A 16,184-nucleotide genomic window follows, 5' to 3' on the forward strand; every position below is an offset into this window, starting at 1 on the left:
GACATTCGCCTGAGACAACTGTCCCCGATTCTGAAAGTGCGGCCCCACGCGTTCCGGGATGGTGCCACGGGGCTAGAATCGCATCACTGTTCATCGTCCGAGGACGTCATGCTTCGCCGTCGTGCTGCCTTTGCCGCCTTTGTCGCGGTTGCTGTCTCGCTGGCCGCCGCCCTGCCGGCCCCGCCAGCCCTTGCCGCGCCTACGCGTAGCGCCGCCCGTGCGCAGTCGCCGGCCCCCGCCACCGCGCCGGGCGCTACCCCCGTGCTCCAGGCCACGCGCGTGGCCGCCGTGGAAGGCATCACCGAATATCGGCTGCCGAACGGCCTGCGCATCCTGCTGGCGCCGGACGCCGCGCAGCCCACCACCACGGTCAACATGACCTATCTGGTGGGCAGCCGGCACGAGAACTACGGCGAAACCGGCATGGCGCACCTGCTGGAGCACCTGCTGTTCAAGGGCACGCCATCGCTGCCGGGCCGGACGATTCCCACGGAATTCGCGCGGCGCGGCATGCAATACAACGGCACCACCTCGCAGGACCGTACCAATTACTTCCAGACCTTTGCCGCCAGCGACGACAACCTCGACTGGGCGCTGAAGATGGAGGCGGACCGCATGGTCAACAGCTTTGTCTCGCGCACGGACCTGGACAGCGAGATGTCCGTGGTGCGCAACGAGATGGAGATCGGCGAGAACAATCCGATGCGGATGCTGCTGCAGCAGATGAACGCGGCGTCCTACCGATGGCACAACTACGGCAAGGCGCCGATCGGCGCGCGCAGCGACGTGGAGCATGTGGGCATCGAGAACCTCCAGGCGTTCTACCGCCGCTACTACCAGCCGGATAACGCCGTGCTGGTGGTGACGGGGCAATTCGACCCCGCCACCACGCTGACGCGCATCGAGCAGGCCTTCGGGCCGATTCCGCGCCCCACACGCGTGCTGCCGACCGAGTACACCGTGGAGCCGCCGCAGGAAGGCGCGCGCGAACTGACGCTGACGCGCCCCGGGGACAGCAGCATCGTCGCCGTGCAATACCACGTGGCGCCCGGCGCCCATCCCGACACCGCCGCGCTGACCCTGCTGTCCCTGGTCCTCTCCGACACGCCGGGCGGGCGGCTGCACCACGCGCTGGTGGAGACCCACAAGGCCGCATGGCAAACCAGCCGGTTCGAAGGGATGAAGGACCCCGGGCTGATCGTGTTCGCGGCCGGCACGAGCAAGGATCGCCCGCTCGACGCCGTGCGGGCCGCCCTGCTGGCCGAGGTGGAGGGGCTGGCCACGCGGCCGGTCACCCAGGAGGAACTCGACCGGGCGCGCACGCGGGTGCGCAACGGCTACGAGCAGGTGCTGAACAATCCGGCGCAGTACGGCGTGCTGCTGTCCGAAGCCATCGCCAAGGGCGACTGGCGGCTGTTCCTGCTCGATCGCGACCGCGTGGAGGCCGCCACGCTGGCGGACGTGCAGCGCGTGGCCGATTTGTACCTGCGGCCGACCAATCGCACCGTCGGACAATTCCTGCCCGGCGACAAGCCGCAGCTTGCCAACGTGCCGAAGGCGCCCGACGTGGCCGCGCTGGTGCGCGACTACGCGGGCCGCCCGGCCGCCGCGCCGGTGCCGACGTTCGACCCAAGCCCGGCCAATATCGACGCCCACACGGTGCGCCAGACGCTGCCCAACGGCATGCAGCTGGCGCTGCTGTCCAAGCCCACGCGCGGGGAGGCCGTCAACGGCACGCTGGTCCTGCGCTTTGGCAACACGCAGGCGCTGCAGGGCCAGTCCTCGGTGGGGTCGCTCGCGGCGGGCATGCTCGACCGTGGCGCCGGCGCGTTCGACCGCCAGCGCATTGCCGACCGCTTGGAGGCGCTCAAGGCCAGTGTGTCGATCTCGGGCAACGCCGAGCGGCTGACGGTGCGTTTCGAGACGCGGCGCCAGTACCTGCCGGACCTGATGGCGCTGCTCCGCACGGTGCTGCGCATGCCGACGTTCCCGGCCAGCGAGTTCGAGACGCTGCGCGCGAGCAGTGTCGCCGGCATCGAGAGCCAGCAACGCCAGCCCAACGCGCTCGCGCCGAACGCACTAGGCCGCCATGGCAACCCGTACCCGCCCGAGGACCCGCGCTACACCCCCACCTTCGACGAAAGCATCGCCGCGCTGCGCGCCGTCACCCCGGCGCAGATCCGCACGTTCCATGCGCGCTTCTACGGCGCTGAGCACGCGCAACTGGCGCTGGTCGGCGATTTCGATGCCGATGAGGCCGTGCGGCAGGCCACCTACCTGTTCGGCGACTGGCGGGCCCAGGTGCCGTACGAACGCGTGGACCGCCCCTTCTACGCGATTCCGGCCGCCAGCTTCACGCTGGAGACGCCGGGGAAGGCCAACGCAGTCTATCTGGCGTCGCTGCCGATCGATCTCGTCGATGGCTCGCCCGACTACCCGCTGCTGCTGATCGCCAGCCGGGTGCTGGGCGGCACCGGCATGCGCAGCCGGCTGGCGGACCGGCTGCGCCAGCAGGACGGCATCAGCTACGGGGCGTCGAGTTCGATCTCGGTGGGCGCGCTGGATCGGGCCGGGCGCTTCGGCCTGTGGGCGGCCTACGCCCCCCAGAACCAGGGCCGGCTGCGCAAGGCCATCGACGAGGAAATGGCACGCTTTGCGCGTGACGGTATTTCCGACGCCGAGCTGGCGGAGGCCGTGAGCGGCCTGCTCCAGCAAGGCATGATGAGCCGCACACGCGACGGCGCGCTGGCCGGCGCGCTCGCCAATCAGTTGTTCCTGGACCGCACCATGGCCCATACGGCCGAAGTGGAGGCTCGCATTCGCGCTGCCACGCCTGCCGCCGTGAACGACGCCATCCGCCGCTACCTCACGCCGGCCGGGCTGACGCAGGCCTTCGCGGGAGACTTTGGCGCCACCACGGGGGCGGCGGCGCCGGTCGGCATGCCGGCTCCGGCGGCGGCAATCGAGCCGCCAGACGCATCAAAGCCCTAGGAAGCTGGTATAAGGAAGAACGCCAATTCTGGCGAGACCGGCCCGGGGCCGGGGTTGCGGGCCGAAACGCCCGTGACTACCCCTTCCGCGTCCTTGTGACGGCCGGTCAATCACTGTATATTCGTACAGTATTCGTTGAGACAAGAGGTGTGGATGTCAATCGTGCGAGCTGGCAGCAAGTCGGAAGCGCTTCGGCTTCTGGCCTCCGAGCAGGTGCTGGCGCTTGAGCTGGATTACGAAACCGGATGGCAGGATGCCGTCGAGTTGGGCCGGCTCGGAGAAAAGCGCGGCATCAAAGTGCAATACCGCGGACAGGAAAGCATCGCTGTCCGCTCCCGCGAGGCCCTGGTCGAAGGGCTCGCCAAACCCAAAGGCACGTTCCGGCAACGGAATCTCTATTGCCAGTTCGACCTCGGCACGCTTGCCGACAATGAATTGCTGGATCTGGAAGCCAAGGCGACCCGCCTGGGCGACTACATTCTCGCCGGCCATCTGCTGCGCGACGTGGACGGCGTCTGGCCGTGACGGGTAACTGACGGCCGCACATGGCAAATGACGGCCTCGCGGGCCGTCATTGCATTGAATCGACGTGGAAACCTGGCGGGAAGCTACTGCCAGACGCGCGTCGCGCCAGCCCAGCGGGCGGCTGCAGAGGCGTGCATCACAGCGTGATCGGCGTCGGCGCCTGGGGCCAGCCCCGGCTGCGCCGTGTCGATCGATGTCCGGCAAAGCACCGCCGTAACCAGCGTCTTGATATGACCACGCGCGCCACCCGCCAGGGCGGCGAGGTGTTCATGCCCGTCGAGCACGATCAGGCCGTCTCCGGCCTGTGGGCGCAGCTCCAGCGCGTAGAGATGATCACATTCGCATTGCATGCGGCCACCCGATACCGCCACCACGATGGCATTCGGCAGCGCCAGCCCGCTCTCGCGCACGGTGTCGCGCAGCCGGTCCAGATGCGCCTGCGCGCGGTAATCACGCGCCGAGTGCGCCGGCGCGGGGCCGTTGCTCAAGGCCATGAGGTCGTCGGGCGACACCATCAGCGTGTACGCCTGCAACGCCGTGCGGTAGGTAGCCACCACCGCGCGCAGCCGGTGCACATCGGCCGATTTGGTGGCCGCCACTGACGGCGCGGACGTTACGGACACGCTCGATGCCCTCGGCACCGTTGCCTGGAACTTGCTCATCCTGCCTCCCCCTGCTTATCGTCGCGGGTTTTCGTCGCGGGTTGCATGGCACCCGGCCCGGAGGCCGGGCGCTGGCCATCAGTCGCGCAGCAGTTGCTTGGCGATGATCAGTTGCTGGATCTGCGTGGTGCCTTCGTACAGGCGCAGCAGGCGCACGTCGCGGTAGAACCGTTCGGCCTTGTATTCGGCGATGTAGCCGGCGCCGCCGTGGATCTGCACGGCGCGGTCCGCCACGCGGCCCACCATTTCGGTACAGAACATCTTCGTGCACGAGGCCAGCATGCTGACTTCGGGGTCGCTCTTGCCGGCAGGCTTGGCGTCGTAGCGCTGCGCGCAGTCGCGCACCATCGACAGGCCCGCGTATAGCTCGGCCTGGCTGTCGGCCAGCATGCCCTGAATCAGCTGGAAGTCGCCGATGGGCTTGCCGAACTGCTTGCGCTCCTTCGCATAGGCCACGGCGTCGGTAATCAGCCGGTGCGCCATGCCGCAGGCCAGCGCCGAGATATGCAGGCGCCCACGGTCGAGGACCTTCATCGCGGTCTTGAAACCCACGCCCGGCACGCCGCCGATGATGTTGGCCGCCGGCACGCGCACGTTTTCCAGCACTACGTCGCAGGTCTTGGTGCCGCGCTGGCCCATCTTCTTGTCCGGCTTGCCGAGCGAGATCCCCGGCGTATCGGCGGGCACGATGAACGACGAGATGCCGGACGCGCCCGGACCGCCGGTGCGCGCCATCAGCGTGAAGGCGCCGGCGCGCGGCGCGTTGGTGATGAAGCGCTTGGTGCCGTTGATGACGTAGTGGTCGCCATCCAGCTCGGCGCGCGTTTGCAGCGAGGCGGCGTCGGAGCCGGCGTTCGGCTCGGTCAGCGCGAACGAGATGATCAGCTCGCCGCTGGCGATCTTCGGCAGGTATTCCTGCTTCTGCGCCTCGGTGCCGTCCATCAGGATGCCCTGCGAGCCGATGCCCACGTTGGTGCCGAACACCGAGCGGAACGCAAACGCCGTATGGCCGAGGTCATAGACCACATCGCATTCCTGCGACATGGCCAGGCCGATACCGCCGTAGTTCTCGGGAATGGAGATGCCGAACAGGCCCATCTCCTTCATGTCGGCGACGATCGCGGCTGGCACTTCGTCCAGTTCTTCCAGCGTGTCTTCCGCCGGCTTCAGCCGTTCGTCGATGAAACGCTGCACCGAGGCGCGCAGCAGGGAAAACGATTCGGCGTCGAGGGCCATGGCAAATCTCCGGGTCAATGCGGGTCAGACACAATGGGCGTCAATGGTACGCCGCCTGACCGATTTGACAATCCACGCAGGCTTGGACAGAAGGGATAAAACAATTTGACAATCACCGGCGTGCCTGCCGCTGGTTCGCTGTCACGCCTAGTGCGGCATGCAGAACAAACAATCCACCCTGCAGAACAATCGCCCGGAAACCCAATACCGGCAAGTGGTGATGCATTCGCCACGTGCCTTATTCGCCGCTATCGGCTGGGCAACCTTGTTGCGTTCGGAGTACGCTACCCGGGCACAACCCACGGGTGTGTTCCGCGCGTCTGGCCCCCGCTTGCCAGCCTGCCGCGGCTCCGCCCGCGCCCCGATCCCAGCGGCGCCCCTCGCCGCCAAGAAAGAGAAGGTCCATGACTCAAATCGCCTCAACCGCCGATACCTCCACGGCACCCTCCCCAGAGGAGACCAGGAAACGCGTCTTCGCGATTGTTGCCGCTTCGTCCGGCAACCTCGTTGAATGGTTCGATTTCTACATCTACGCGTTCTGCGCCATCTATTTTGCGCCGTCGTTCTTCCCGAAAGCCGACCCGACTGCCCAGCTGCTGAACACGGCTGGCGTGTTTGCCGCCGGCTTCCTGATGCGACCGATCGGCGGCTGGCTGTTCGGCCGCATCGCGGACCGCAACGGGCGCAAGAACTCGATGCTGATCTCGGTGGTGATGATGTGCTTCGGCTCGCTGCTGATTGCCTGCCTGCCGACCTACGCCACCATCGGCACCCTCGCCCCGGCACTGCTGCTGCTGGCGCGACTGCTGCAAGGCCTGTCCGTGGGTGGCGAATACGGCACAACGGCAACCTATATGAGTGAAGTGGCGCTCAAGGGCCGACGCGGGTTCTTCTCATCGTTCCAGTACGTGACGCTGATCGGCGGCCAGTTGCTGGCGGTGCTGGTGGTGGTGGTGCTCCAGCAATTGCTCGATGAAGCCGAACTCCGGGCCTGGGGCTGGCGCATTCCGTTCGTGATCGGCGCGATTACTGCCGTGGTAGCACTGCTGCTGCGCCGCACGCTGCACGAGACCTCGTCGGCACAGAGCCGCAACAGCAAGGAAGCCGGCAGCGTGGCGGAACTGTTCCGCCACCACAAGGCGGCGTTCTTCACCGTGCTGGGCTATACCGCCGGCGGTTCGCTGATTTTCTATACGTTCACCACGTACATGCAGAAGTACCTGGTCAACTCGGCCGGCATGTCGATCAAGACCGCCAGCTACGTCATGACGGGCTGCCTGTTCCTGTACATGTGCATGCAGCCGATCTTCGGCGCCTTGTCTGACCGCATCGGCCGCCGCAACAACATGCTGATGTTCGGCGCGCTGGGCGCACTGGTCACGGTGCCGGTCCTGACCGCGCTGCGCACCGTATCGAGCCCGGAACTCGCTTTTGTGCTGATCTCGGTGGCGCTGGCGATCGTGAGCTTCTACACCTCGATCAGCGGCATCGTGAAGGCCGAGATGTTCCCGCCCGAAGTGCGCGCGCTGGGGGTGGGCCTGGCCTACGCCGTGGCCAACGCCATCTTCGGCGGCTCGGCCGAGTACGTGGCGTTGGGCCTGAAGTCGATGGGCCATGAGACCACGTTCTACTGGTACGTCACGGGCATGATGGTGCTGGCGTTCTTCGTCAGCTTGCGGCTGCCGCGCCAGGCGAAGTACCTGCATCACGAGCACTGACCATCCGCCTCCGGGCGAGCATGGCAAACTAAGGGGCCTCCGGGCCCCTTTTTTCTTTGGTGGGCCTTCGGACCCTTTCTCATCTCCGCCACCCCGCCGCCATGGATCTCAACGCCTTGCGCCTGTTCGTCGACATCGTCGATGCCGGCAACCTCAGCGCCGCCGCCCGCAAGCTCAAGATGACGCGCGCCAACGTCAGCTACCACCTGAAGGCGCTCGAAGAGGAACTCGGCGTGCAACTGCTGCGGCGGACCACGCGACACGTGGAGCCGACGCCCGTGGGCGCCGGCCTGTACGAGCACGGACGCAACATCCTGGGCGAGGTGGCCGCCGCCAACGCGCTGATCAGCAGCATGGGCAAGAGCCTGCAGGGCCATGTGCGACTGTCGGTGCCCACCGGCCTCGGCCACAGCCTGCTGTCGCCGCTGCTGGTGCAGTTCAAGCAGCGTTACCCGGACATCACGCTCGACGTGGTGTTCGACAACCGCATCCACAACCTTGTGTCCGAGGACGTGGAAGTGGCGCTGCGGATCATTTCCACGCCGCCAGACTCCGTGGTGGCCACCGAGATCGGCGAGGTGGACTGGGTCGTATGCGCCGCGCCGTCCTACCTGGCGGGCCGCGCGGCGCCGGCGGCACTGGGCGACCTGACGGCCCACGCCATCGTCTGCGCCTCTCCGATAGGCCAGAAGCTCAAGGCCTCCGGCACGCGCGGCGAGGACAGCGCCCGGGAACAGGTGGTGCTCGCTCCGACGCTAAGTTCCGAGAACTTCGCGTTTCTCAAGGACGCCGTGGTCGGCGGGCTCGGCATTGGCATTTTTCCGATGTACGCAATCGGTGAGGAACTGTCGCAGGGCACCCTCGTGCCCTTGCTGGATGGCTACCGCATCAGCGTCTTCGGCAGCAAGCTGTACCTCCTGACCATGCCGAACCGCTACCAGACCATGGCCACGCGCTACCTGCTGACCTTCCTGAAGACCGAACTCCAGGCGATCTGGCCCCGCATGCGCGACGCCAGAGCCTATATTGAAAAGACCTAGAACAACCGGCGCGTGCTGGCGCAGGAGGCAGGCAATCATGGCAATCGCAAACACCCTGGCTGGCCGGCTCAGCCGCATGAACAGCCAGTTCGACATCATCCGTCACCCCTACAGCCTGAGCAGCATGGCCACCGCCCAGGCCGCCCATGTACCCGGCAACCGGCTGGCCAAAACCGTCCTGCTCGAGGACCAGGCCGGCTACGTGGCCGCAGTGATTCCTTCGAGCCACCACCTCCGGCTTTCGGACATCTGCGAGCAAACCGGCCGTGACCTGGTACTGGCCCACGAGGACGAGATCCGCGAGGTTTTCAAGGATTGCGACCTCGGCGCCATCCCGCCCGTGGCCATGTCCTACGGCATGCCGACCTATGTGGATGAATGCCTGATGGAAGAACCCGAAATCTGGTTCGAAGCCGGCGACCACGAGGAACTGGTGCACATGCAACGCGACCAGTTCATGGCGCTGATGTCGGACGCGGAACGGGGGAGGTTTTCGCATCGGATGATGTGAGGACACACTCGCATCACCTCACGTTCTCCTTGCCCACGTAATAAACCGCGAAGGCTGCGACCAGGGGTATCGCGACAAGCACGAGCACACCATCCGCCGCGACGGCAACCGGCGTCAGCAGAACCAGCGCGTTCCTGGCGCCGGCGCCGAGTTCTTCGCGGACTGGAATGGTGTAGGACTGGTTCAACGGCGTCGCCGGATCCGGGTATTTGGTATCACCGGCGGCGTACCGCTTGCCTTTGATCGTATATTGCGCGGCGCCACAGCGCTCCGTCCCGCAATTCTTCGGAAAACCAAGGGCGACGGCGAGCGCCACTTCCTCCGCCGTGAACGCGTCGGCAGCCTTCAGCGTCAAGCGTCCCATGACGTTGCCGTCAAGGTCCACGGTAAAGGTACTGAACACTGCGCGCACACGCGGATGGAGCGCGGACTGGATGACCTCGACCAGGCCCTTCGGCGCCGCCATGACATAGTGATAGCGCTTCCCGAGGACGACGAGGGACTTCTTGTCTTGTGAGATCAGGATCTGACTCGCCGTCTCCTGGTAGTCACGGAACCTCGGCTTGTCGATTTCCTTGAACAGCTTTCTCGTGACGCAGCCGCTGGTGGCTACGGTCGATACCGCCAATGCGGCCAGAAAATGTCGTCTTTGCATGCGCGTCCGGTGAGGTTGGAAAGCAACGCCACGCATACTGCAGTGCCATGCCGGGCACTACCATCGCCATTCTCCGAAAATGTGTGCCAAATGTTCTCAGCGCCGCTGGCTTATGGCACGGGGCGCAGACCTGAAGTCTGGTTCGAAGCGGGCGACGCCGATGCGGTCGGCGCGCGATCGGCGAAGATGCGCGACGGCAACACGAATCCGCGCAATGCCAGCAGCTCCAACGGCCCTTGGCCGAGTTCGGTGCGCATCAGGTAGCGGATCGGATAGGCGATGTCCTTCGACACAGGCTGCATCGCTGCGCGGGGCATCAGGCTATCGGGTTCTGGCGGAAGATTCGAAACCAGGCTGTCCGGTGAGCCGTGCCAAGTGATCTGGAACGTCGCGCTGTCGATCGCCTCGACGCTGGCGCGCTCGAGCATCCGCACCAGCCCCCATCGCCCCGTGAACTCATAGTGCTTGTTGGTGCCGGCCGCTTCCGTACGCCATTGCAGCCGGGTGCCTGGGCTGTCCGGCGTGCTTGCGGGCCAGATCATGGCCTGCCATGTCTCGCGCTGGTTGTAGTAGTGAAGTTGCTGGCCATCGAGCGTCAGTAGCGTATCGGTCAGGCGAGGCGCGGGAATCGGCTTGAGTTCGAACTGGTAACGCGGCTCCCCCTGTGCGAGCAGGCGCACGCCTATCCGCTGCAGACGGTTGATCGCGTCCAGGAACGCCGGATCAAATGCCACCGCCTGTCCGCCCGTAGCAGCTGGCTTCCATTGATCGCCCTGCAGTTCCAGCACGCCGGCCAACTGCGCGGCGAGGAAACTCTGGATCAGCCCTCCTTGTGGCCTGAGGAAGCGCGCCAACTCGGGCAGCGAGGCGTCGTTGGCGGTGTCGGCAAACGGATAGCGACCGGTGAACGAGCGGCCCCACGCCATGGCAATGCTCTCGCGCCAGGCCGCGTTGAGGCTCGCCTGGGCGGGCTGGAGCGCGGTTTGCGTCGCCTGGGCAATGGGGCGGACAAACAACGCCTCGCCCATGCCCGCCCACTCTGCACCCAGACTGGCGGCGATCAGCCGCGCATACGCCTGGGTATCGGCCAACTCGGACGCCTTGCCCTGGAACAGCGCCTGCGCCATCTGACGAGCCTGGGCGTCGGCGTCCGGGCTGTTGCTCACTTGCTGCAGCCGCAGCCGCAATGCCGTGGCGCGCTCGAGAAAGCGTTGCAGACTCAGGTCGCCGGCGCTGGCCTGATCCTGCGCCACGAGCCGGGTGATCGGCCCGAATGATGGTCCCAAGGGACCGGCGGTGGCGGGCTTCACCCGCTTCGGCCCAGCCGGCTTCTTGCCAAGCATGTCCTGCGCCTTGGCTACAAGCGTGTCGGACAGCGAGTCAGCCCGGACTCCAGCCCGGCCCTGATATTCGAGCGAGGTCATCAGCGCAATGACCGGCGACTGGCGGGCGTCCGCCATCAGCTTCAACTGATCGATGGCGGCCGGCAGCGTAGGCGCCGGCTCCCATTGCAGGCTGTTCATGAAGCGCTGCCAGTGGTCGGCATAGTCGGCAAAGTACTGGGCTGTCAATGCGGCATGGAGGTCGGCGGGTGACGTAGGCTGCTGTGGCGCGCTAGCGCCCGAGAGCACCCAATCGCTTGTGACCTGCGTGCGCTTGGCGACGCTTTCGATTGCCTCGGCCACATGGTCCTCATAGGCTTGCCGGGTGTAGGCGCCCGGCACCAGCGCATTCGCGCGGATCAGCCCGCGTGCATCGGTGCCGAGTGTCAGCGACGCCAATGTCTGGTCGGGAAACCGGCCGCCAATCCCGTCGATCACCTGCCTGTAGAGCGTGTCCTGCGCGTTGCGCTGGTCGATCACCGCGAGCACTGTCCGGCGCGCGCCTGCTACCAACTCCGGGCGTGCGGAGATGCGCCAGTCAGGATGGGACTTGAAGTGGTCGGCGTGGAACTTGAGCAGGCGCTCGGCCAGGTCGTCGCGCTCGCCCGGCGTGATGCGGGCATCGGTCTGCCAGTACTGGACGAGTTGGGTCTTGAGGAAGTCCGGCTCGACGCGTTCCGGGTTGGCGAGCATGAGATACGTCTTGAGGCTCTCTCGTCCACGGAGCGCCCAATCGCTGGCTTGCGTGTCAAGGCCAGCGGCCTGGACCTGCGCCAGCTCGGCGAGTTCATCTTCGAGATTCTGCTGGATCGGCGCGACAAGCAGTTCCCGGCTATGTTTGGCGTAGAGTTCCCACAGCGCGGAAGCGATGGCGGCGTCGCGATTGAGGCCGAGGCGGGTGGAGATCGATGCCAGGTGGCCGGCATCAGGCGCGTAGTGCGCGATTTCGTGTTGCAGGCCAAGCAGCGAACGAAGGCGCTCGGCGGTGTTGGGGGCGGCGGCGATGGCATCGACGGCTTCCTGCGCAGCATGGATGCTGCGGGCACTCTGGAAGCCGGAGAGCAACATCCCGGCGCTCCACAGACCAATGGCTACAAGCGCGATGGTCGAGAAGACGGTGACCGGATGGAAGCCGATGCGGCGACCGCCAAGACGGTTGGCACGCTCGCCGACATAGCGCCAAAGCGGCAGGACTGCAGCGGGATGGTAGCCCGATCCGCCCGACATCGCGCCTGGTCCCGGCGCAAAGACGACACCCCGGATCGGCATGAAAGTGCCGGGCCGGGCATTCATGCCGAAGATCCAGTCTGCCAGCGCCTTGCCACGGATGTCGAGGCGCTGGGATAGCTGTGCAAGGAAGCGGTCGCGGCCGTTCTCGATCAACGCTTCAATCCCGAGCGTCGCCAGGCGGCTCCGCAGTTCACCCAAGGCAACGGAAATGGCCGCCGCATTGGCTCGCGGCGGCAGTTCGCACCCGATCACAGACGTGGGCCCGTCGCCGGCCACGTCATGGATACGGGCGACGTCGAGCACGTAGACCGGCGCCGCCCAGCGTAGCGACTTCGCAATGTGGTCCAGCCGCATGCCCAGCGTGACGATTCCCCGGCGCTGGGGTCGTAAATCGGCCTCCCCATGTGTCACCAACACAATGGCGCTCACCGGCGCGGCCCGCAGCTTGCGGAGTCGATCCAGCCAGGCGCGGTCTGGTTGGCCATCCGGCCCGGTCTGATTCCACAGCAGAAGCGCTTCTTCGGTAATCTGCCAGCGGTCGTTGACGATGCCCGGCAGCAACTCGGCAATGACGGCGTCATCGCCCGTCAGCAGCAGACGAGGCAGATGACGGGCGCCCGGGTCCTGCAACGCTTGCTTGAGCCTGTCATATTCCGTCGATTTCAGTGCCACATCGCCGGGCTCCCGCCTGCCCCGGCGCGCTGCCGGATCGCGCTGGTGCGGCGTGTCTCGGGCCGATCGGGCGGCCAGCACCTTCCACGCCGCGGCGACCGGACCACGCATCAGGAGCACTGCGGCGCCCACGATCATCGCAATGACCGCTTGCCGCCGGGCGGAGTCGCTGCCATCGCCCATCAGGTATGCCGTGGCTGCGACCGCCGCCGTCATGGCGGAGACCACGATGGTGTACCCCCGGCTCTTTGGATGTGTCATCACGTTGTTTCCTGTTCCTTGGGGCCAGCCGGGGGGCGTACGACTGCCAGGCAAAGCGTGCTTTCCCTGCACGCAATCAATTGCGGCTCGCCACGCTGCCGGGCATTCTCTACAGCCAGTGCAGCGGCAAGCCATGGGGTGGCCACGCCAGGGTTGCCCAGCGCCGCATCAATGTCATGCACGCCGGCGAATGCATCGGTCTGCACCGCGCCCAGGGCGATATCCGAGCCCTCGGTCAGCATGGCCGCCTTCTCGGCCTTCTGCAGGCCGGATTGCCACAGGTGTGGCAAGGCATCCGGCGTTATCTGGCCGAACAGCGCGGCTGTCCGGATGGTGTCGGCGAGGCCATGGGCGGCGGCCACAGGCCGATGTAGCGTGGCAATGGCGGACAGCTCAAGCCGCTCCGCCAATGGCGCCCAGCCCAATAGCAGCGCGACGGCCGCCTCGGCGCTGTTCTGTGGCGGCGTCTCGTGCAATTGGACGGCAACGAAGAGGCGGAATCGTTCCAGCGCCGGGCCACCCGTCTCGTCTAGCCAGGCATCGAGCGCCATCAGCCCATCAGTGGCTGGGAGGACCGAGGCTTCAACGTGATGGAGGCCCGTGGCTGTCCAGCATGTCTGCCAGGCGTGGCGAAGCGGCGCCGGATCGACGCCATCGGACACCTGCAACGTGACATCCAGCGGCACGCTCGGGGGCAACGCGCGTAGCGGCATTTCCAGTTGTCCGAGAATGGCTTCGAACACTTCCGCATAGCGGCCACCCGGCTCCACTTCCTCGGCCAGCGGCAGCCTGGAATGGCGAACCGGCGGCAGATGCGGGCGCGGCGAGTGGGCAACGAGAACCGAATCCCGCTCCAGCATCAGACCGGATGCGCAACCGGTCCGCATCGCGCAAAGATACGCGGCGTGGAGCACCGCTAGCGGCTCGGCGCCGAATGCCACGGCAGCTTCGAATTCGCGCTGTCGGGCGTCCGCCGTGGCGGTCAGACGGTTCATCTCATCTTCGTAGAAGTGGAGCCGAAAGCCGAATAGCACGCACCACCCGAGCAACGGAAAACCGACCAGGCACATCCAGAACCACGGTGTTCCTGTCGGTGCGTCCTTGGGCCACGCCAGCAAGGTCAAGAGGGCGCCAGCCGCCAGAAACGCGGCCAGCAAGCACAGCCACACGGCTGTTGCTGGCCGCACCGGTGGCTCGGCGTCGAGCGTTGAACGCGGCAATTCCACTGTCATCGACTGGGCCTCACAGAAGACTTGAAATCAGCTTGCACCCGCACGTGGCGCGATGGCCGTGCCGCGCGATGGGCACGCCATGGTCCTGCATGGAAGCATCGCCCTCGATGATCAGGTTGGGACGCACTTCCGGATGCCGGGGGCACGACACGCTGTCGCCCATGCGTGCCACCGCGCGGCCGTCGTAGCGCATGGTGGCGGAGGCGCTGACCACCTTGCCGCCGTGATCGGTGGCGTCGCCCAATCGGATGAGATCACTCATGTCCGTCCTCCCGATTCAGAAAACACGGCGATAGCGGAAGTAGCCATCGGTCAGCTCCCTCGGCTCCATCATTCCGCCAATCCGGAAGCCGGCCCGCGAGTCGTGGATGTAGTCGTCCATCAGGTGCTGCACGGCGGGGGGCAATGTGGCGCCAAGGCTGACCGCTTCGAGCATGCGAAGCGTCTCGGCATCCACGGGTCCGGCGCGCCGGCCTCGCGTAGTGCGAAGCACGGCGCCGGCAATGGGATTCAATCTCGCCACGCCATCGAGCGCCACTGCTGCAACCCCGGTGTCCTGGGCCCAGACGCGGAGGTCGACAAGCTGCGCGGTGAAATCCTTGAGGGCTTCCCGTAGTTGCGCCCGGTCGGTCCTCAGGTGTGCCTCTCTGAAGAAACGTCGGTTCTCCATTAGACGACCCGGCCGGAGAAGGCCGTCTCGCCATTGCAGGTATTGCAGCGTGTGGGATCGAAGGACGGCCACCACGCCATCCTTGCCCTTCGCCGACGTCTTGATCCCGCAATGGTCGAAGAAATTGTTCACTGCGGCCGCCAGTGCCGGCGGGCAATCGAAGTCTGGGGCAATGAGGGGAGCGGCTTTGATTTCCTCCATGCTCCTGAGCGGTACACCGCCGACGAGCGCGGCATGATGCATGTCGATAAGCGGAACCTGGGACAAATGTGGCGACGACAGACCGCCGCCGGGCATCGCCTTGCCCTGTTCCCCGGGACGATAGCCGCCACCCACGTCGGAGTGCATGCCTGGATACGCTACCTGCGTGGCCCGTGCGGCAAGCTCGAGCGGAAAGCTCGCGCGCTGCTCATGCAGCGCTACGAAGTGGACGCACTGCTCCACGGCGGGATGGATATCCAGATTCGCGGGCGTCGCCCAGTCCATACGGCCATCGAAACCGGGCAGCATGTCGGCCACGCCGACCGACGCCACGGTATCGAACAAGCCCATGAAATAGATGCGCAACGGGATGCCGGCGAGGCGGTAGCCGCCATCCTCCTGCTCCAGCCACTGGAGAAGCCAGTTGGCGAACACGCGCGCTGTGGCCGCGCCACGAGAGAAGCCAAACACGGCGATGTTGATGTGCGTGACCTTGCGCTCGCGGTCCTTTACGACCGCTTCCAGTCGCTTCTCCCAGGTGTCCATCACCCTACGGCGATATCGAGTTTCGAAGCCAGTCTTGCTCGCTAGGTTAGCGACGGTTCCAACTTGACCGGTGCCGAACAAGGTAGTTTCCGTCAGGTACTCGTGTACCGAATCCAGGATACTCAGTATCGCCCAGTTAATCCTGTCCGCGCCCATATACCCCGCCGCAAGGCCAAGCGAGCCACCAGTGTCGCGAATCTCAGGGAAAGGGGTGCCGACTCCTGGTATGTACTGGGAGAAAAATCCACTTCTTGGATTATCGATCCGGGCCTTGTACAAGCGAGCGATGTTGCTATGTTTTCCGGCGGCCATCTGAGTGGTGCCGAGGCCTGGCTCTTCCCAGTCCATATTGTTGCCCGTGCCGTCGAAGAAGAGGCTCACATATATCTGGCCACCGCACTGGGCAGGATCTTTTTTTCGGATGCAGGCCATTGCCCTGGCTCGCTGTATAGTCTCCCGTGGTGTAAGGTCGCGCACGCCACTTGCGGGCATGTTCGGCGGCGGCGTGATGCTGTAAGGCATGTCGTTCTCTCCAATAGGTTTGGCTACAATCGAGCTTCATCGCCCTTCAAGGGATAGTCGGGGTGGTGGAGACTCATCATCGTCACGAACACCTTGACATTGCCGTCGCGCAGAAAATGCACGGCAAACC

At 65.7% G+C, this 16,184-nt stretch carries 12 protein-coding genes; 5 read left to right on the plus strand and 7 right to left on the minus strand.

Annotated features, from left to right (window positions below; genetic code table 11):
* Positions 1 to 108: 108 nt before the first annotated feature.
* Both BM115_RS26280 and BM115_RS26285 read left to right on the plus strand, forming a co-directional pair.
* Entirely contained in the window at positions 109 to 2,991 is a 2,883-nt protein-coding gene (locus BM115_RS26280) for a M16 family metallopeptidase (RefSeq protein ID WP_092301659.1), read from the plus strand.
* 153 nt (positions 2,992 to 3,144) lie between these two features.
* Entirely contained in the window at positions 3,145 to 3,516 is a 372-nt protein-coding gene (locus tag BM115_RS26285; protein WP_092301661.1) for a PHA-granule associated protein 4, read from the plus strand.
* 83 nt (positions 3,517 to 3,599) lie between these two features.
* Here the strand turns inward: BM115_RS26285 and BM115_RS26290 are convergent, their stop codons facing one another.
* Both BM115_RS26290 and BM115_RS26295 read right to left on the minus strand, forming a co-directional pair.
* The gene (locus tag BM115_RS26290; protein WP_255371005.1) at positions 3,600 to 4,178 is read right to left on the minus strand and encodes a hypothetical protein; all 579 of its coding nucleotides are present in this window, start codon (positions 4,176 to 4,178) and stop codon (positions 3,600 to 3,602) included.
* Between the two features lie 78 nt (positions 4,179 to 4,256).
* Positions 4,257 to 5,414: an acyl-CoA dehydrogenase family protein gene (locus BM115_RS26295; RefSeq protein ID WP_092301663.1), complete on the minus strand. Its 1,158-nt coding sequence runs from the start codon at positions 5,412 to 5,414 to the stop codon at positions 4,257 to 4,259.
* 404 nt (positions 5,415 to 5,818) lie between these two features.
* Between BM115_RS26295 and BM115_RS26300 the strand changes: the two genes are divergently transcribed.
* The 3 genes from BM115_RS26300 to BM115_RS26310 all read left to right on the plus strand — a co-directional run bounded on the left by BM115_RS26300 (position 5,819) and on the right by BM115_RS26310 (position 8,683).
* Positions 5,819 to 7,132, plus strand: coding sequence for an MFS family transporter (locus BM115_RS26300; RefSeq protein WP_092301665.1), 1,314 nt, complete (start codon positions 5,819 to 5,821; stop codon positions 7,130 to 7,132).
* 101 nt (positions 7,133 to 7,233) lie between these two features.
* Positions 7,234 to 8,172, plus strand: coding sequence for a LysR family transcriptional regulator (locus tag BM115_RS26305; protein ID WP_092301667.1), 939 nt, complete (start codon positions 7,234 to 7,236; stop codon positions 8,170 to 8,172).
* A gap of 37 nt (positions 8,173 to 8,209) precedes the next feature.
* Positions 8,210 to 8,683, plus strand: coding sequence for an aminoacyl-tRNA deacylase (locus BM115_RS26310; RefSeq protein ID WP_092301669.1), 474 nt, complete (start codon positions 8,210 to 8,212; stop codon positions 8,681 to 8,683).
* Between the two features lie 13 nt (positions 8,684 to 8,696).
* On the opposite strand, the gene BM115_RS26315 is transcribed toward BM115_RS26310, so the two are convergent.
* The 5 genes from BM115_RS26315 to BM115_RS26335 all read right to left on the minus strand — a co-directional run bounded on the left by BM115_RS26315 (position 8,697) and on the right by BM115_RS26335 (position 16,054).
* Positions 8,697 to 9,338, minus strand: coding sequence for a hypothetical protein (locus BM115_RS26315; RefSeq protein ID WP_143093946.1), 642 nt, complete (start codon positions 9,336 to 9,338; stop codon positions 8,697 to 8,699).
* Positions 9,339 to 9,448: 110 nt separating this feature from the next.
* Entirely contained in the window at positions 9,449 to 12,883 is a 3,435-nt protein-coding gene (locus BM115_RS26320) for an ImcF-related family protein (RefSeq protein WP_177220023.1), read from the minus strand.
* On the minus strand, positions 12,883 to 14,115 hold the full coding sequence (locus tag BM115_RS26325) for a hypothetical protein (RefSeq protein ID WP_143093947.1): 1,233 nt from the start codon (positions 14,113 to 14,115) through the stop codon (positions 12,883 to 12,885). The genes BM115_RS26320 and BM115_RS26325 overlap by 1 nt, the downstream gene beginning before the upstream one ends.
* Before the next feature lie 10 nt (positions 14,116 to 14,125).
* Positions 14,126 to 14,377: a PAAR domain-containing protein gene (locus tag BM115_RS26330; protein ID WP_092301675.1), complete on the minus strand. Its 252-nt coding sequence runs from the start codon at positions 14,375 to 14,377 to the stop codon at positions 14,126 to 14,128.
* 15 nt (positions 14,378 to 14,392) lie between these two features.
* The gene (locus tag BM115_RS26335) at positions 14,393 to 16,054 is read right to left on the minus strand and encodes a T6SS phospholipase effector Tle1-like catalytic domain-containing protein (protein WP_092301678.1); all 1,662 of its coding nucleotides are present in this window, start codon (positions 16,052 to 16,054) and stop codon (positions 14,393 to 14,395) included.
* Positions 16,055 to 16,184 lie beyond the last annotated feature (130 nt).

This window comes from Cupriavidus sp. OV096, assembly GCF_900115455.1.
Lineage (GTDB): Bacteria > Pseudomonadota > Gammaproteobacteria > Burkholderiales > Burkholderiaceae > Cupriavidus.